Source organism: Desulfovibrio sp. An276, assembly GCF_002159665.1.
In the GTDB taxonomy this organism is placed as follows: domain Bacteria; phylum Desulfobacterota; class Desulfovibrionia; order Desulfovibrionales; family Desulfovibrionaceae; genus Desulfovibrio; species Desulfovibrio faecigallinarum.
This window is the reverse complement of sequence record NZ_NFJC01000047.1, coordinates 1-17,285: the sequence shown is the minus strand read 5'-3', so window position 1 is coordinate 17,285 and position 17,285 is coordinate 1. Positions and strand designations below refer to the sequence as shown.

Annotated in this window: 15 protein-coding genes; 5 read left to right on the top strand and 10 right to left on the bottom strand. The window is 58.1% G+C overall.

Annotated features, from left to right (window positions below):
• Positions 1-105: 105 nt before the first annotated feature.
• The 4 genes from B5F76_RS13290 to B5F76_RS13275 are packed head-to-tail and all read right to left on the bottom strand — an operon-like array spanning position 106 to position 4,327.
• On the bottom strand, positions 106-1,224 hold the full coding sequence (locus B5F76_RS13290; protein WP_087355392.1) for an aminotransferase class V-fold PLP-dependent enzyme: 1,119 nt from the start codon (positions 1,222-1,224) through the stop codon (positions 106-108).
• 31 nt (positions 1,225-1,255) lie between these two features.
• Complete coding sequence (locus B5F76_RS13285) at positions 1,256-1,720, bottom strand: DVU_1555 family C-GCAxxG-C-C protein (RefSeq protein WP_087355389.1); 465 nt, start codon at positions 1,718-1,720, stop codon at positions 1,256-1,258.
• Positions 1,721-1,729: 9 nt separating this feature from the next.
• Entirely contained in the window at positions 1,730-1,951 is a 222-nt protein-coding gene (locus B5F76_RS13280) for a DVU_1557 family redox protein (RefSeq protein ID WP_087355386.1), read from the bottom strand.
• Positions 1,952-1,975: 24 nt separating this feature from the next.
• Entirely contained in the window at positions 1,976-4,327 is a 2,352-nt protein-coding gene (locus tag B5F76_RS13275) for a pyridine nucleotide-disulfide oxidoreductase/dicluster-binding protein (RefSeq protein ID WP_087355384.1), read from the bottom strand.
• Between the two features lie 432 nt (positions 4,328-4,759).
• Here B5F76_RS13275 and B5F76_RS13265 point away from each other — a divergent pair, with 432 nt between their 5' ends.
• Positions 4,760-5,113 (top strand): DMT family protein, encoded by a 354-nt coding sequence (locus B5F76_RS13265; RefSeq protein WP_087355380.1) that lies wholly within the window; start codon positions 4,760-4,762, stop codon positions 5,111-5,113.
• 113 nt (positions 5,114-5,226) lie between these two features.
• Here B5F76_RS13265 and B5F76_RS13260 read toward each other — a convergent pair whose 3' ends face one another.
• Together B5F76_RS13260 and B5F76_RS15005 are read right to left on the bottom strand one after the other, a co-directional pair.
• Positions 5,227-6,549, bottom strand: coding sequence for a hypothetical protein (locus B5F76_RS13260; RefSeq protein WP_144268494.1), 1,323 nt, complete (start codon positions 6,547-6,549; stop codon positions 5,227-5,229).
• A gap of 339 nt (positions 6,550-6,888) precedes the next feature.
• Positions 6,889-7,383 (bottom strand): hypothetical protein, encoded by a 495-nt coding sequence (locus B5F76_RS15005; RefSeq protein WP_162608855.1) that lies wholly within the window; start codon positions 7,381-7,383, stop codon positions 6,889-6,891.
• Between B5F76_RS15005 and B5F76_RS13245 the strand changes: the two genes are divergently transcribed.
• Positions 7,361-9,670 (top strand): EAL domain-containing protein, encoded by a 2,310-nt coding sequence (locus B5F76_RS13245; RefSeq protein ID WP_087355372.1) that lies wholly within the window; start codon positions 7,361-7,363, stop codon positions 9,668-9,670. The two genes, B5F76_RS15005 and B5F76_RS13245, sit on opposite strands and share 23 nt — an antisense overlap.
• Before the next feature lie 89 nt (positions 9,671-9,759).
• Here B5F76_RS13245 and B5F76_RS13240 read toward each other — a convergent pair whose 3' ends face one another.
• Genes B5F76_RS13240 through B5F76_RS13235 form a run of 3 tightly spaced genes read right to left on the bottom strand, consistent with a single transcriptional unit; the run spans position 9,760 to position 11,326 of the window.
• A complete protein-coding gene (locus B5F76_RS13240; RefSeq protein ID WP_087355371.1) occupies positions 9,760-10,584 on the bottom strand; it encodes an alpha/beta hydrolase in 825 nt (274 codons plus the stop codon).
• Positions 10,581-10,706 (bottom strand): hypothetical protein, encoded by a 126-nt coding sequence (locus tag B5F76_RS15495; protein ID WP_275074631.1) that lies wholly within the window; start codon positions 10,704-10,706, stop codon positions 10,581-10,583. The genes B5F76_RS13240 and B5F76_RS15495 overlap by 4 nt, the downstream gene beginning before the upstream one ends.
• 53 nt (positions 10,707-10,759) lie before the next feature.
• On the bottom strand, positions 10,760-11,326 hold the full coding sequence (locus B5F76_RS13235) for a sugar O-acetyltransferase (protein ID WP_087355369.1): 567 nt from the start codon (positions 11,324-11,326) through the stop codon (positions 10,760-10,762).
• Between the two features lie 212 nt (positions 11,327-11,538).
• On the opposite strand from B5F76_RS13235, the gene B5F76_RS13230 reads away from it, so the two are divergent.
• From B5F76_RS13230 to metG, 3 genes are all read left to right on the top strand, one after another.
• Positions 11,539-12,441, top strand: a complete 903-nt coding sequence (locus tag B5F76_RS13230) for a LysR family transcriptional regulator (protein WP_087355366.1) — start codon at positions 11,539-11,541, stop codon at positions 12,439-12,441.
• 271 nt (positions 12,442-12,712) lie between these two features.
• Positions 12,713-14,290, top strand: coding sequence for a PSP1 domain-containing protein (locus B5F76_RS13225; RefSeq protein WP_087355364.1), 1,578 nt, complete (start codon positions 12,713-12,715; stop codon positions 14,288-14,290).
• 145 nt (positions 14,291-14,435) lie between these two features.
• The gene (gene metG / locus B5F76_RS13220) at positions 14,436-16,400 is read left to right on the top strand and encodes a methionine--tRNA ligase (protein ID WP_087355361.1); all 1,965 of its coding nucleotides are present in this window, start codon (positions 14,436-14,438) and stop codon (positions 16,398-16,400) included.
• Between the two features lie 89 nt (positions 16,401-16,489).
• On the opposite strand, the gene B5F76_RS13215 is transcribed toward metG, so the two are convergent.
• Entirely contained in the window at positions 16,490-17,008 is a 519-nt protein-coding gene (locus B5F76_RS13215; protein ID WP_162608854.1) for a nitroreductase family protein, read from the bottom strand.
• Positions 17,009-17,285 lie beyond the last annotated feature (277 nt).

The following is a 17,285-nucleotide window of genomic DNA, read 5'->3' as shown; positions in this document are numbered from 1 at the left end:
CATACCCTCCACACGCTAGACCACTTCAGTTTTATAGACACCTACCACTCTCAATTACACATACCTAGTGTATACAACCTCTAAAGTTTTTTCAAGAACAAAATACTAGCCTGCTATGACGCGCACGGCCTCTATGGCCGCATCCACTTCCTCGTCCGTTGTGAAGCGTGAGAGGCTGAAGCGCACCGTGCCCTCGGCAAAGCCCAGCTGCTCGTGGATGAGTGGCGCGCAGTGCAATCCTGTGCGGCAGACAATTTCAAAGCTTGACTGCAGCATCTCGCCCACGTCCTCTACGGGAACGTTGTCCAGCACAAAGGAGAGCACAGGCGTGTGTGGCCCGTCCCAGGGAACAACGCGCGCCCCGGCATCCGCAAGGCCCTGTGCAAGGCGGGCAAGCAAAGCCTCCTGCCTTTCGGGATCCGCAGGGGTTTTCCTCGCCCAGGCAAGGGCGTGGGCCAGCCCCTCGAAGGAGGTGGAGTTGGGCGTGCCCACCTCGAAGCGTATGGGCATGTCCCGAGGCATTTCCTTGAGGTCGCTCAGGATGCCGGTCCCGCCTGTGAGCACGGGTTCTATCTCCATGTTGGGAGAAAGGTACAGGCCGCCGGTTCCCAGGGGGCCCAGGAGGTACTTGTGGCCTGTGAAGACCAGCATGTCCGCCTGCCACTCGTCCGGATGCACGGGCACACAGCCAGCGGACTGGGAGGCGTCCACAAGGGTGCGCGCGCCATGGGTCCTTGCAAGCGCACAGAGGGTTGCAGCGTCGTTGATGGCGCCAGTGACGTTGGAGGCGTGGGTAAAGACCGCAAGGCGCGGATGGCATTCGCAAAGGGCCTTTTCCCATGACTCGGGAGAGACCCTGCCCGAGGGCTCCACGTCCACAAAACGCAACCGTATGCCCCTTGTTTTCTCAAGAAGGTAGAGGGGCCTCAAGACAGCGTTGTGCTCGGCACGGGTGGTGACAACACAGTCCCCCTCGTGCCAGTCAAACCCAAGCAGGGCCATGTTTGTGGCGTGGGTGGCGTTTGCGGCAAGCAGGATGCGGTCCGGGTCATTCACCTTCAAAAGTGCCGCCAGCTCTTCCCTGCAGTCGCGCTCGGGATCCGGCGCGTCAAAGCCTGTGCGCCCCGGGTGCACAGGGATGCGGGCAAGGTTTTGGGAAAGAACCTCTGCGAGGCCCGGAGCCTTGGGCCAGGCTGTGGCCGCGTTGTTGAGATAAATGGGCATATGCCTCTCCTTTATGCCTGCAAGCCCCTGGTCAGCCAAGAAACTGGCCTGTGTAGATGTCGTAGCCAGCGTCCGTCAGAAGCTGCTGCACCTTGGCGTTGGTCGCAAGCAGTATTTCCGGGCAGCGCTTCAGGTGATTGGCCTCGTAGTCGTTGTCCAGAAGATCGTTGCAGTTGATGCCCCCGTACTTCGGAGTGAAGGTCTCCTCGAACCAGGCAACAAGCTCCGCTATCATCTCGTTGACACGGCTGTCCTCCACCTCGTCCGGGGAGCCCTTGCCCGCAAAGTACGAGATGAGGCAGGCGCCGCTCGTGAGCGCTCCGCAGATGCGGCCGCAGTGGCCTATGCCTGCCACAAGCCCGCCCATGGAGCGCACAAGCTCCGGGTTTTGTCTGCCCATATCGTCCAGGGCCATCTGCATGAGCAGCTGGCTGCAGGAATAGTCCTCGTTGGAGAGCTTAAGAAGGTGGAAGTAGTTTTCGTCCATGATTTCCATGAGGGTCTCCTACTTGTCTTCCAGGGCGCGCTGCACGTCCAGCATGGAGCCGCGCGCAAGCACAGGGGGCACATAGACCATGCCGCACTTCGAGCAGGCGTAGAGGGACACCGGGAAGGACGATCCCACATAGGTAAAGGTAACGGCCTGCACCTCGAGGGGGCAGTTGCAGCGGGCGCAGATCATGTCCTGGCCGTTGCCCTTCTTCTCGTCGTCGTTCATTCTGGCCATTTGCTTGTCTCCTTCCTTGCCCTGTTATTTGGAATAGGGGCAGGCCTTGACGCTGGCAAGACCCACGATTTCCAGGCGATGGCACCAGGCATCAAAGACTGTGGCAGCTCCGTCCTCGTCCATGCTGTATTCGGCCCAGTAGGTGACGTGGGAGGGCTTGTAGCTTGCGATAGAGTGGCCGTTGGTCACATTTTTGAGCCTGTTGCCGGTGCGCTCCGCATAGAGGATGACCTCGCGCACGTCCGCGTCGAGCACAAGGAATTTTTCCATGATGGCGCGCACCTCGTCGCTGATGTGCAGGACAAGGGGTGTCTCCAGGGCAGTTTCCTCGCCCCAGAGGTCGCGCAAAAGTTCACGCTTAAGCCTTGCCCTGTTGTCGTGGCGCGCGGAATAGCCAACTGCGGGCCCTGGCCGCACCTCTCCCTTTTCGTTGCCAAAGAGGATGTCCAGCACATGGTAGGTGGGCTTTCCCCTGTGGCTGAAATTGTCGCGGCACATGGAGCAGTAGACTACAAAGTCCAGGGGGCTTTCCCCAATGCGGCGGTCTGCCACCTTGTGGGCAAGATCCCTGTTGGAAATCTGCATGAGCCCGCCAAAGCCGCAGCACTCCGTAAGCTTCCTGCTCGTGGGAAGTTCACAGACGTCTACGTCGCAGGCTGCAAGGACGCGGCGCGCGCTCTCCTGCAAATCCTTCTCGTAGCGGGTGGTACAGGAATCGTGGATGGCAAGGTGCAGCTTTTCGTGGGGCAGGGGGGCTGGCAGGCCCACGCGTTCAAGCACGGGCACCAGGGCCTCTACGGGAATTTCCGGCAGATGCCTTTTGAACACCATGTAGCAGGTGGGGCAGGCTGCAATGATGGTAGGCTTGCCAAGGCTGATCCACTGGGCGCGCACGTTTTCAAGCGCTTCCAGGAAGAGGGCGGATTCGCCTGCCCAGTCGGCCTGCACGCCGCAGCAGCCGAGCATGATGCCCACACCCTCGGGCAGTTTTTCCCTAAGGTAGTCGTAGACTGCCCGTGCCTGCCAGGGGGCTGAGCCACTGAGCTGACAGCCGGGGAAGAATGCATAGGCGCTTTTGTCCAAGCCCGGCGCGTGGCGGGTCAGGGTAAAGGCCGTGCCATTGGAGTAGCGCATGTCCGCCAGGGCAAAGTCGAAGGCCGAGGGCGGCATCTTGCCCTGGGCGACCAGGGAAGCGCGGGCGCTCTTGCAGATGTCCGCCATGTTGAAATCGTTCTCGCACACGGCTTCGCACTGGCCACAGAGGCTGCAGGAATTCATCTGCAGATTGAAGCGGTGGCCGCCTACGCCGGACATGTTCTTGAAGACCTGTCTCGCAAGCTGGCGCGGGGAGGTCGTCCTGAACTCCTTCATGTATTCGCAAAGCTTCACGCATTCGAGACACTGGCAGTCAAGGCAGCGTGCAGCCTCCTTTCTGGCCTCCTCCTCGCTGTAGCCAGCCAGGGGATCGGCCATGCGTGTCACCGGTTCTTTGTCCACGCCCTCAAGGCTTGTGAAAAGTCCTGTGACAAGGGGGCCGTCCTTGACGCGGGCAGAGGTGAGGGAGGCACCCTGGAGCAGGCGGTCAATGGAGATCATGGCAGCCTTGCCGTCGCACACGGACTGAACGAAGGAATCCCTGTGCCTGCAGCTGCCGCCGGCAAAGATTTTGGGATTGCTGGTGGCAAGGGTGAGATCGTCTACAACCGGCCTGCCTTCTGCATCGAGATCGATGCCCGGGGCAAGCTCTCTCAAATCCCTGTTGCCAGGGGCAAGGTAGATGGCATCGTATTGTGCGACAATATCGTCGAGGCGTGTGGTTGCCTCTGCGTGGTTTCCCACTGTCTCGCAAAAACGGAACTCGACGCGCAAATGGTCAAGGATCTGCAGATCCGCGTCCATGGCTTCCCGTGGCAGGGTTTCCCCGGAAAAGGCCACAAGGCGTCCGCCGGGCCTGGCACCTGCGTCATAGACTGTCACTTTGTAGCCCTTGGCAGCCAGGGTGGAGGCAGCCGCAAGGCCGCTTATGCCAGCGCCCACGATGGCAACAGTGGCCGATTTTTGCGTGCGCAGGGGGCGGTTTGGCAGATTGCGCCTGTTGTAGGTCACGCAGGCAAGCTCAAGGGCACGGATGGCAATGCCGTCGTCCTTTGAGCTGCGCAGGCATGCTTTTTCGCAGGGATGGTCGCAGACACGGGCGAGGATGCGGGGGAAGGGGACGGTCTGCGCATAGCGGGCGTAGGCCTGGGAAAAGTCCCCCTTGCGGACAAGGGCCAGCATGCCGCGCACGTCTACGTGAAGTGGACAGGCGGCTTGGCAGCGCGGCATGTCCTCCTGGGTACAGCGCAGTTCCATGTCGTGAAATTGTTGCAGATCCATATATGTCTCCCAATATGTCTCCCGGTCTGATGTCTCCCGATTTGTCTCAATGGGATGATCCGCCCAGGCTTCTCCCGTGCGGGGAATTGGGCACGATCATGGGGATCGGCGTGCCCGTCTGGAAAGGGGATTTGTATCAGCCATGCTAGATCATTTTTGTTTTCATGGAAAGATGCCTTTTTGCTTCGTGAACATTTGCCTGGGTTGCCAGGGAAAAAAGCGAAAAAATCGTGCGGGCATGCAGATTTTGCCCCAGGTGTTTTGCAAGGAGAGCCCCGTGTGAGCTGCAAAAAGCTGTTGACAAGAAGGCGCGTGCGTCTGAGACTGCGCTTTCCCTTTTTCCCGGGGGCCTTTTGTGCTGCACGCTTGCGGCCCTGAGACCCCAAACAACCATATGGGTCCCGGGCCTTTCCCGGAGATGGACCTTTTGCCATGCTCTCGAATATTCCCACACCCGTTTTGACCATAGGGCTTCTCATCTGCTCGAACCTCTTCATGACCATAGCCTGGTACGGGCACCTGAAGTTTCCCACAGCCTCCATCTGGCACGTCATTGTCATCAGCTGGCTCATAGCCTTCTTCGAATACTGCCTGCAGGTTCCGGCAAACAGGACAGGCTACGGCTACTTTACGGCTGCCGAGCTCAAGACCATACAGGAAATAATCTCGCTCACCATCTTCATGATCTTTTCCGTGATCTGGCTTGGGGAGGAGCTCAAGTGGAACTATATCCTGGGCTTTGCCCTCATAGTGGCAGCGGCCTTTGTGATCTTCCACAAGTGGTGAGCAGGGGCAGCTGCCTCCTTTTTCAGACAAAGTGAAAGGGTCGCATCCCGGTGAGGGGTGCGACCCTTGCATTTTTGGCTTTTTTGCGTGATGGGCAGTTGCCCTGGCCTTGCTCAGCGCACTGGCACTTCCAGGGTAAAGGAGGTCTTCTTGTCCGTCCTTGTGCGCCATTCGCCAATGTTGCGCGTGCACTGCATGCTCACATCGGCAAAGGGCTCGCCCTTTCTGTCCAGAAGATCATCCATGGCGCAGTCGCACAGCTCTGTGCCTGCGCAGAGTACGCGCTCGCTTGCTCCGTCCTCGTGGGGAAACCAGGAGCGTACGGAGACAACGCCACATGGATCGTACCCGCAGGGACGGGCCGTGTCCGTGTTCATGATGCGGAAGATGAGGCCGTGGCCCGAGTGCCAGACAAGGGGCCTGTCCGTGAGGGAGACCTTTTCCCTCTCGAGCTTTCGCGCCCTTCTCCTGTCCTTCTTCCTCTCCCGCGCCTTTGTTCCTTCCTGCTCGGCCAGGGCTTCCTCTGCCGCTTCGGCAGCCTTTGCCGCGCGGCGTTCCATTTCCTCCCTCTGGGCTGTTTCTATGGAAGAGCCGGGATAGTAGTTCAGCTCCACGTCAAGGGATGCGCGCGAGGGCCAGGAGAGCAGGAAGAGATGGTGGTTGACGTTGCCGCCCATGTCTATGGCCAGAACCTGTCCGTCCGGGGAGAGGTAGAGTGCCCTGCAGTGCTCCGCGTGCGCGGACTTGAGAAAGGCTGTTTCCGAACCGTCCGCAGCAAAGATGTAGAGTCCCCTCGGAACACCGAGTTCCTGTTCCTGGGGCGCACTGATGGTCACGTAGGAAAGCTCCGAGCCCAGAACGGGCAGGGGGCGCACACTTTCCGGCAGGGCCAGTTCGGTGCCGTTGTTCTGCAGGGCGTAGATAGCATTCCCGCGGATGATGAGCTCGAAGAATCCGGACTGGCGGATGGTGCCTATGTAGTAGGAGCCGGGCCTTGTGCCGGCGTCCTCTGGTGCTGTCACATCGGAGCGCTCCCTGTCCAGACTCTTGGCAAGGGGGCTGTCGTCCGCTTTTTGGGGGATGTCACTGAGTTGTGCATCCGTATCCTGGTCCTGTGGTATCCTGAGGGATGGTGCAAGCGGCGGGATCAGGGAGGGTGGCGTGGAGGTTGAAGGGGATGTGGGCGCAGGGGGCGTTGCGGAAGATGCGCCAGCGCTGCGCATTCTTGCATCCCTGAGAAGGCTTTCCATGTCCCCGGGATTCGTGACTGTTCCTGTGCCCGGCAGCCTGAGATTGTCCTGCGCAAGCCTTTCTGTCTTGGCGGACGGAATGTCTGAAAGTTCCTGGGCAAGGATTGGTGCGGGCACAAGGGCAACAAGGAAAAGCATCCGAGCGGCCACGCCGGCCGGTCCCGGGCAGGATCTGAAGATGTTCACGACCATTCCCCCCTGTGCGACAGGGATTGCATTCCCTGTGTTTCCTTTTGGATCTTGTGTCCCAGGGGGTTGTCCATGGGGCAGGCCTGCCCTGAAACGCTGCTCCTTGCAAAATATGCCAATTCACAAGGGCAGGCAAATGGTTTTTGCCAGCGTATCGAGGACGGTGAGACCAGTGCAGGTTCACAAAAACCGCTTGCCCGAACAGGGAACAGGCACGCGGAACAAGCCCTGGAAGAGAATGGAGCCCTCTTCATGGATTTGTCCAATCTGCCCAAACCCGGTGCCAGCCTCTGCAGCAAGGGGGCATGCAAAGTGAATGCTGCAAAATCCGCTCCATCAGTGCATTTTCTTTTCTGCATCTTTGCGAGCAAGACGATTGACTTTCAGTCGGCTCTTTCTATAGTGAAGGGAATTTGCAGGATGTTTCCTTCCTGTTTTAGGCAAAACAAAAGGAAGTACTACTGCAATCAATATCAGTTCACAATACTGTTTTTCTCTGACTGTGCCTGCAAAGGGCAGCAACAACGCTTTTTCCTGCACAGACCTGTTCCCTGTTTCAGCCGGGACTTTCCCGGCTTTCCCGAAAGTCAGGAGTGACTTGCGCACTTTTGTCCTTTGCGACAATTGCTTGACGCAAAGAAAAAGTGCGGGCAAAGAGTGTATGCTTCCAAATTGTGTCCTTCGCTCTTTGTGTTCTTCACTTTTTGTGTCCTTTTCCCGGCCTTGCAGGCTTGATTGTCTGTGACGCGCCTGGTTCCCGTTTCCACCCGTTTTTTCCTGTTTCTCACCATTTTCCGCAAGGTGCAGTATGCCGATAACGCTCGATCGCATGACAAGAAGGTTCCTGGTTGTGCCCGGAAGGCGCATGGGAAGCATACTGATAGTTTCCCTGCTCTGCTTTTTTGCCGTATTCAGCCTTGGTGTATGGAAAATCGAGAACAATATCCGCGAAGGCAACTTTCGCTTTCTCGAGGAAACGGCCAGCAGGATAGGCAGGGCCATTGCCCTGCGCATCAATGCCAGCAGCCATGCCATGGAAGCGGTGGGCATGGGGCATGTACACGACTCGGACGAGGAACACTTTGCCAGGGTGGAAAGGATCTACAACAGACTTGGTCTGGACAGTCTCATCTATGTTGGCACAAACGGTGTCGGACACGATCACGCTGGCAAGAGGTACGATTTTACGGACAACAGTGCTGTCATGGCTGCTCTCGGGGGTGTGACATCTGTCTTTGACTGCCGTCTTTTGCTGGAGGACGGAGAGGAGGGGAACCATGCCGGGCATCTGGGACTGGCAGTGCCGGTGCTTCAGGACGATATGGTGGTGGGCGCCGTAGTGGCCGATGTGGGGCTTCACCTTGGCCGCAACATCCTGAACAGCGCACTTCTGGACGGCAAGCTCGTCTTCTCCATCTTTGACAGCAGGGGGACTTTGCTGCTCGAATCCTCGGACTTTGCCGATGAAGAGCAAAAAAGCAGGTCAAGATACCTCGAAGCCATAGCCGAGGAGATGGAAAAGGAGGGCATGGCAAGGCGTATAGAGGAAAGCGGAGGCAAGAGAACGAGCTTTGCCTTTACCTCGAAGGACGGAAGGTCCCACAGCGCCGTTCTTGTGCCCATACCGGAATACAATCTTTGTACGCTCGTGGTGAGCACTGGCCGCTTTGGCATAGAGGAATTTGCCTTTGTGGACAGGACTGTCTACATGCTCTTTGTCCTGAGCACAGGCCTTCTGGGGCTTTTGTGCGTCATGCTCTGCCTCTTCTACAGATACTGCCGAAGGCTCGCCTTTGTGGATCCCGTAACGCGAGGTATGAGTCCGGTGCGCTTCGAGCTCGAATATGACAGGAAGATGGCTTTTGCAGGGCGGGAGGACGCGAGTCTCTACTGCATTGACATCAACAGATTCAAGCTCATCAATGACTTCTTTGGCCATGAGGAAGGCAACAGGCTTCTTTCCCTCCTGTACGCCAACATGAAGCGGGAACTGCCTGGAGAAGCTACCTGCCTTTGTCGCGCGAGCCGGGACAAGTTCATGCTGCTCGTGTGCGGCATAGGCCAGGACCTTATTCTCTCCTCACTCGACAGGGCCATGCAGGCCTCCATCCGGGAATTCGGGTCCAGGGAGGGAACAGGGCGCAACAGCAGCTTTTCCGTGAGTGTGGGCATCTGTCCGATAACAGAAGAAGTGTCGGACCTTGCAGTCGTCAAGGACCATGCGGATTTGGCCAGGGAAAGGGCTTCCATGTCCTTTGGCAACTTCATCCACTACGGGTTCTTTGACGAGGAGGACATGCAAAGGGCCAGGCGCTGGCACAGCATCGAGAGCTGCATGACGCAGAGTCTGGAGGAGGGGGACTTCTACATCCTCCTCCAGCCCAAGGTTGTCCTGAGCACTGGCATCATCTGCGGGGCAGAGGCCTTGGTTCGCTGGCACCATCCCCAGCTCGGGCTCATCATGCCGGACGAGTTTATTCCCCTCTTCGAGCGCAACGGCTTTGTGAAGCGAATCGACATGTGGGTCTTCAAGAGGGTGTGCGCCATGATGGCAGGGTGGATTGCCAAGGGCTACAGGCTTTTGCCAGTATCCGTGAACCTCTCCCGCTGCGATCTGGAAAACAGGCTTTCCCTGGCAGAGGAGCTCGCGAAGATCGCGGATGCTTACGGCGTGCCCCACGAGTATCTGGATCTCGAGATCACCGAGACATCCTTCTACAAGGATCCGGCATCCATACGCAGAGTCGTGGACGGCATGCGCAAGGCAAGCTTCCAGTGCTCCATCGACGATTTTGGCACAGGCTATTCTTCCCTGAACCTTCTGCCCGATCTCAGTGTGGCTACCATCAAGATAGACAGGAGCTTTCTCTCCTCGGGTGACATGGAAAAGAGCAGCGAGGTCATCAGGATGGTGGTGGAGCTTGCCGACAGGCTAGGCATGAAGGTCATTGCCGAGGGCGTCGAGACCGAGGAGCAGCGGGAATTTTTGCGCTCGTGTTCCTGCCAGGTGGGCCAGGGCTTCCTCTATTCGAAACCCGTGAGCGAGGAGGAATTCGAGCGCATGGCCTTTGGCTCTGAAGGGACGCAGGCACAGGACAAGAGCGCGAAGGAGAGCTGAGACCTTTCGCAATGCACAAAGAGGGCCGCCGGGGATCATTTGAGCCCCTGGCGGCCCTCCTGCTGTGTCCCGTCTTTGCAGGGATATGGCTACTCGCCCTTCAGGGCCTTGCCGAAGAAGTCCAAAAGCTTCTCCACAACAGGGTTCACGAATTCGGGCTTGTCGTAGAGGTCCACGTGGCTTGCGCCCTCGACAACAAAGAGTTCCTTTGGCTCCCTTGCCCTGGCAAAGCCGTCGTCCGTGAAGTAGCGGGTCTCGGCACGGCTTCCCACTATGAAGAGCAGGGGTCTTGGCGCCACAGTGTCAATGTAGGCAAAGGCGTCGAAGGAGGCCAGCTTGTCGTTGCTCGAGACAAGGTATTTGTTCACGGAGGTGGGGTAGCAGCAGCGAACGGTCCTGTAGTACTCGTGCGCCTCGCGCTGAATTGTGGACGTGTTCTCGTCCATGTCCTCCTTCGTGGCAGGCACATAGGTCCAGTAGCGGGGCTCTTCTCCGCGAGCCTCGGCAATACGTGCAGCTGCCACTTCCTTGAGTAACCACTGCATGTAGTTGGGTATGTTGACGCCTGGGAAACCGTTGCGGGCGCTGTTGCCGGTGCACCAGGTGCTGATGCCTGCAGCTGCCTTGATGCGCAAATCGCTCTGAATGGCGCTCATGGTGTAGCCTGCGCCTGCGCACACACCCATGGCGCCAATGCACGTCTCGTCCACAAAGTCGAGGGAGCAGAGGTAGTCCACTGCAGCGCGGATGTCCTCCACCCTTGAGAAGGGATCTTCCACGTAGCGGGGAAGCCCCTCGCTCTCGCCCTGATGGGATGCGTCGAAGGCCAGGGCAACGTAGCCATGGCGTGCCATGTGCCAGCAGTAGAGCGAGGAGCACTGCTCCTTCACGCCACCGCCAGGGTGTGTCGTCACAATGGCAGGATATTTTTTGCCTTCCTCGAAGTCGGAGGCAGAAAGAGCAGGGCCGCAATGGTATCCCCGTACTTTTTGTAGCTGACTCTCTTTCCTTCCTGGTAGTGAGTCTCGTAGAGCATGGCGTCTCTCCCTCTTTACCCGCGGCGTTTTTTGCGCCGGGTCTGAAATTCCGTTAGTCTATGGTCTTGAGCACTCTGGCAGGCATGCCGCCGACAATGGTTCTCGGGGGTACGTCTCTGTTGACCAGGGCCCCGGCTGCCACTATTGCACCGTCGCCAATGGTCACACCGGGCAATATGGTGGCACCGGCACCTATCCAGACATTCCTGCCCACGTGTATGGGCGCGCAGTGGAGTATGTGGCGCTTTTCGGGGTCAATGTCGTGGTTTAAGGTTGCAAAGGTCACGCGGTGGCCTATGAGGGCGTTGTCGCCTATGCGTATGCCGCCCTGGTCCTGGAAACAGCATAAGGCATTCACAAAGACGTTTTTGCCAAAGCGGATGTTTTTGCCAAAGTCCGAGTAGAAGGGAGGGAAAAGCCTGAAGCCCTCATCTATGGGAACGCCCGTGATGCGGGACATGATGGAGCGTATTTCTTCCGGCGTATGGTAGCCCGAATTGAGTTCCGCGCACAGTTTGATGCATTTGGAGGAATAGAAATTCATGGTGTTGTTGGGGGCGGTGCCGCCAACAAGATCCTGGCCGCGGTCAAGGTGATCGAGCAGTTCTTTCAGTTCCATATGGCTCTCCGTGAGGACCGGCTTAATCGTGAATGCCGGGATATTTTCTGTTTTGTCTCGTGCCCTGATGGGCTCCTGTTGGAGGGAGGCTTATGCAAAGCCAGTAAAATGTCAAATACTGATATTTTATCATTTACCATAAGAAAAAGTTATGGTATGAGCCGCGCAGGAACACTGTCGAAAAAGGCCCCGAAACTGTGGAGGTCGATACCATGGACATACATTCGCTCAATCTCTTTTTGGCCATCGTGCGCGACAAGACCATCAGCGCTGCAGCAAGGAGCCTCAACATGACCCAGCCTGCGCTTTCGAGGCAGATGCAGTACCTTGAGGAGGAGCTTGGCACAAAGCTTTTTCTGCGCGGCAGGCGTCACATCACCCTCACGGAAGAGGGGAAGTTTTTGCAAAAGCGGGCAGGGGAAATCCTTGAGCTCATGGAAAGGACCAGGCAGGCCTTTCGCGAGGGAAGCCAGGTGGCAGGAGAGGTCTTCATAGCCGGCGGCGAGACCAGGGCCATGCGCTATGTTGCACTTGCTGCCCGCAAGGCTGCCGAGAGGCACCCTGGGCTTTCCTTCAACATCTTCAGCGGCAATGGCGACGATGTGCGCGAGCGTCTGGACAGGGGCCTTGCGGATTTTGGCATTTTCATCCAGCCAGTGGACATGCGCAGCTACGAGTATTTGCGCCTGCCTGCCAAGGACGTGTGGGGCGTGCTCATGCCAGGCGACCATCCCCTGGCAGCAAGGGAAACCATAGGCCCCCAGGACCTTGCAGATATTCCCCTCATCACCTCCAGGCAGAGGCTCTTGCAAAACGAGATGGCCGCCTGGTTTGGCAAGACGCACCAGAGCCTCAACGTGGTTGCCACCTACAACCTGCTCTACAACGCGTCCCTTTTGGTGGAGCAGGGCATGGGCCTTGCCCTCTGTCTTGAGGGCATACTGCGCCTGCCCGAGGACGGAAGCCTTGTCTTTCGCCGCCTTGCCCCTGCCATGGAGGTGGACGTGTGCCTTGCCTGGAAGAAGAATCAGGTCTTTTCCAGGGCAGCGGCCTTTTTTCTTGCCGTTTTCAGGGACGAGGTGCTTCTAAAGGGACAGGAAGGGGCAAAAAAATAAAGCAGTACTTCAAATATTTGGGGCATGTTTCGAGATTGCCCCAAGCCAGGGGAACCATGTTTTTGAAGCAATACTTCAAATTTTTGCCGTCTTGTGCCTGAAGTTGAAGCAGTACTTCATGTTTTTGTCTGCGCCTCACCCTGCCTTCCCAAAGTCGCGCATTTTTTTGCGTTCTGTTTGACAAAAGGAAGTGTATGCCCGAAAATAGCAGTTTCCTTCACACATGCGCCCCCAAAGGGGCGTTCAAAAGCATCAAAGACAACGAGTTGCCATGCCCATATACGCTCTCACCTACCACAAGCTTGCCCAGACAAGCTATTTTCACAGCGCCGAGGAACTGAGTACCGACGATGTTGCCGTTGTCGCCCTGGACCAGGGACAGGTCCTTGGCAGGGTCGTGTCCGGTCCGCACAAGGATCTGGACGATGTCGAGGAGGGTGTTCTCGGTCAGGTCGTGCGCAGGGCAACGCCCGAGGATCTTGCGAAGGAGGAGGAAAACCGCTCCTTTGGCCGCGAGGCGGGCGTGTTCTGGAAAGCCTGCGTGGCAAGGCGCAGCCTCGAAATGAAGCTTGTGGACGTGGAGGTCTTCCTCGATCGCACAAAGCTCATCTTCTACTTCACGGCCCAGTCGCGCATAGACTTTCGCGAGCTCGTGAAGGACCTTGTGCACGAATACAGGCTGCGCATCGAGTTTCGCCAGATAGGCGTGCGTCACGAAACCCAGATGATTGGCGCAGTGGGCAACTGCGGCATGGTCTGCTGCTGCAGGCGCTATCTGCACCAGTTCGCCCCTGTGACCATACGCATGGCCAAGGAACAGGATCTCTTTCTCAATCCCTCCAAGGTCTCGGGCATCTGCGGGCGCCTGCTCTGCTGCCTTGCCTACGAGCAGGAAAACTACGAGAAGTTCCACAACGCCTCTCCAAGGCCGGGCAAGCGCTATGCCACCGCAAGGGGTCACTTCAAGGTCGTGCGCAGCAACATGTTCCAGAACAGCGTGACCTGCCTCGCAGAGGGCGGCGAGGAAGTGCGCTTCAGCCTCGAGGAATGGAACGCCATGAATCCCGTGAAGATCGAAGGCGGTCCCAGGGACAGTACCGAGCACTACAAAAGCCCCCTGCAGTGCTACGGCGACGAGTACGACGGCGAATTCCCCGAGGACGATGTGCCGGAGCACAGGAAGGCAAGGCCATCAAGGCAAAAGCCCCAGAAGCAGACCTTTGTCACGGGCCGTGTGAGCTACAGGCAGCAGGGCCGCGGCCAGGAGTCCTGGAAAAGGTCCGCCGGCCTTGTGCCCCCTCTTTCCGCACAGTCCTCCCGGCCCGAACAGCCCGCAGGTCAGGGCCAAAGACCGCATCAGCTTGCACAGCCTGCAGCCGATGAGTCCAGGGCAAGGACAGGGACGCGTCCCGAGGCAGATGCGCCAGGGGCGGCCGCTTCCGCCTCTTCGCAGGAGCCCCATCTGTCGCAGGATGCCGCTCATCCTGCCTCCTCTCATCTTTCCGCCTCACACCCTTCTTCCCGCCAGCCGCGGCAAAGGCAGCAGCCAAGGCCCAGGCAGGCCAGGCCTCAGGAAAAATGGGAGAAGTGGGGTGGCGCTCTCGACGCCGAGGAGCCGGCCTTTCGCCAGGAAAGATCGCCCCGGGAGCCACGCGAAAGGGACGTGCGTGAGCAGCGGGAGCCAAGGGATGCGAGGGATCCCAGGCGCGAGGGCAGGGATCGTCGCGAGCGCAGGCGCGAGCACAGGCCGGGGCACGTGGACGAGGTGCGCGAAAATCGTGAAAACCGTGACGCGCGTCCCCGCACGGATCGCTCTCCAAGGCAAGCGAGAAATCAGGAAGGGGCCTGAGCAGTCCTGCCACGCATTTTTTTCAGGGAAAATTCCTCTCCGCTCATGTGCGGGGATTTGAGATTTGCAAGGAATTGCAGTATACGGCAAGGCCGAAAACGTACCCCGCGCGAGGGGCAGTACAGGAACATTTCGGGAGGCACACGTGCACAACGGGACCTACTACGTCACAACGCCCATTTATTACGTCAATGACAACCCCCATCTCGGGCATGCCTACACGACCATAGTTGCCGATGCCCTGGCACGCTTTCACAAGCTTCTGGGTGCCAAGACCCTCTTTTCCACCGGCACGGACGAGCACGGCGACAAGATAGTCAAGGCGGCGACCAAGGCTGGCCTTTCCCCGCAGGAGTTTGTGGACGGCATCAGCTCCAGGTTCCGTGACCTCTGGCCCACCCTGCAGATCGCCAACGACCGCTTTGTGCGGACAACGGATCCGGCCCACAAGCGCGTGGTGCAGGAGATCATGCAGAAGGTGTACGATCGCGGGGACATCTACTTCGGCGAATTCGGCGGCCACTACTGCACGGGCTGCGAGCGCTTCTACACGGAAAAGGAGCTGGTGGACGGCCTGTGCCCCCAGCATCTGACAAAGCCGGAGTACATCAAGGAGAAGAACTACTTCTTCAGGATGTCCAAATACCTGCCCTGGCTCAGACAGTACGTCCTGGATCACCCGGACTTCATCCGTCCCGAGCGCTACAGGAAGGAGCTGCTCGGCATGCTCGATTCCGGCGCCCTGGAGGATTTGTGCATTTCCCGTCCCAAGAGCCGCCTCACCTGGGGCATTGAGCTTCCCTTCGACAAGGACTACGTGACCTATGTGTGGTTTGACGCCCTTGTGAACTACGTGAGCCTTCTGGGCTACCCGGACGGAGAGGACTACAAGACCTTCTGGCCTGCAGATCACTGCATAGCCAAGGACATCCTGAAGCCGCACGGCATCTTCTGGCCCACCATGCTGCGCTCTGCCGGCATCCCCCTCTACAACCACCTGAACGTGCACGGCTACTGGCTCATGCGCGACACCAAGATGTCCAAGAGCCTTGGCAATGTGGTCGACCCCTGTCGCATGACAGAGCTCTTCGGCTCGGATGCCTTCAGGTACTTCCTCTTGCGCGAGATGCAGTTCGGTTCGGACGCCAACTTCAACTACGAGGCCCTCATCGGCCGCGTGAACACGGACCTTGCCAACGATCTCGGCAACCTCTTCAGCCGCGTGCTGAGCATGACTGCCAAGTACGAGAACAGCATTGTTCCCCAGCCCAGGGACAAGACGGACGACGATCGCGCCATCATGAACGACTGCGCGGAAGCCCTGCGCAACTACCTGAAGTTCTTCGAGGGCATCCAGTTTGCCAAGGCCCTCGAGAGCCTGTGGGAACTGGTGCGCGCTCTCAACAAGTATGTGGACACCCAGGCTCCCTGGTCGCTGGCCAAGGAGGGCAAGACCGAGCGTCTGAGAACAGTGCTCTACGTGCTCCTTGCCTGCATGCGCAAGGTGGCCCTGGCCCTTTGGCCTGTCATGCCCAAGGCCTCCATCACAATGCTCCAGCAGCTGGGCCAGGAAATCAGTCAGGGCGAAAGCCCCGAGCTCATCATCGACGACGAGATTAGCTGTTTCGGTGGTCTCTATCCGGGCATAAAGATTGCCCCTGCCTCCAACGTCTTCCCGCGCATAGACGCGAAGGAAATGCTGGCAAAGCTCGAGGAAGAGTCCAGGATCATGCAGGAAAAGGCCAGGAAGCGCAAGGAGGAAGAGGAGGCTGCGAAGCCGAGGCCCGAGGTTGCCTTTGATGTGTTCAAATCCTGTGACCTGCGTGTCGGCACAGTTCTCGCCTGCGAAAAGCTTGCCGGCGCAGACCGCATTTTGCGCTTCGAGATAGACTTTGGCGAGGGAAAGCCAAGGCAGATCCTCTCCGGCATAGCCATGTACTACAAGCCCGAGGATCTGGTTGGCACTCAGGTGTGCGCCATCCTGAACCTGCCGGAGCGCACCATACGCGGCGCCAAGAGCTACGGCATGATCCTCACGGCCGAAAGGGACGGCAAGGTAGTTCTTCTGCGTCCCGAAGAGGCTGTGCCTGCCGGAAGCCTCATAGGCTAGGGCTTTTCCAAAAAGCATAAAAAGGGGATTCCCGAAGGCTCATGGTCCTTCGGGAATCCCCTTTCGTTTTTGCATGCTTTTGCGCCTGGCTAGAAGTGTTCCCAGACAGTGACCTCGTCGAGGCTCTTCCTCTCAAAGTGCTTCTTTGCGGGCTCGGAGACCGGGGCGATGTGCCCGATGGGGAATATGGCAACAGGGAAGATGTTTTCCGGAAGGCCGAATTCCTCTGTGAGCGCCTTCGGGTCGAAGCTTCCCACCCAGCAGGAGCCAAGGCCTGCGTCGTGTATGGCAAGCATGAGGTACGTTGCCGCGATGGCAGCGTCCACCTCGCCCTTCATTTCGCCAGTATAGCGGTTCACCCAGGCCTCGTCCCTGTTGCAGCAGACCACGATGGCGCAGGGTGCCCCAAAGGTGTATTTGGTGCAGCGGGAAAGCTTCTCCATGCCCGCCTTTTCCGTAATCACAAGATAGCGCTGGGGCTGGTGATTTACGGCAGTGGGGGCAAGGCGTGTTTCCTCCAAAAGGCGCAGGAGCTGCTCTTTGGAAACGGGTTCTTCGGTGAACTTGCGCACGGAATGGCGCTCGCGGACAAGACGGGAAAATTCCATGTATTCCTCCATTTTTTTTGGCATCTCGCGGGGCGATGTCCTGATTTTCATAATACCCACTAAATTATCAAGCGCGCCGTAAAACCTCTCCCTTCAGGGGGAGGATATAAGGCGCCCCTAGCTTGGCAAGTTTGCCTTTAGTTGGGAGTTCTTTGGGATTCGATATACCCTAAGAGTTGAGCAAAAGTAGAACCATATTTTCTGGAGTGCTCAAAAGGATTCCTTATCAGAAAACTACACTAAGCCTGTGTAGGAGCAATCATCATTCGACAGCTAT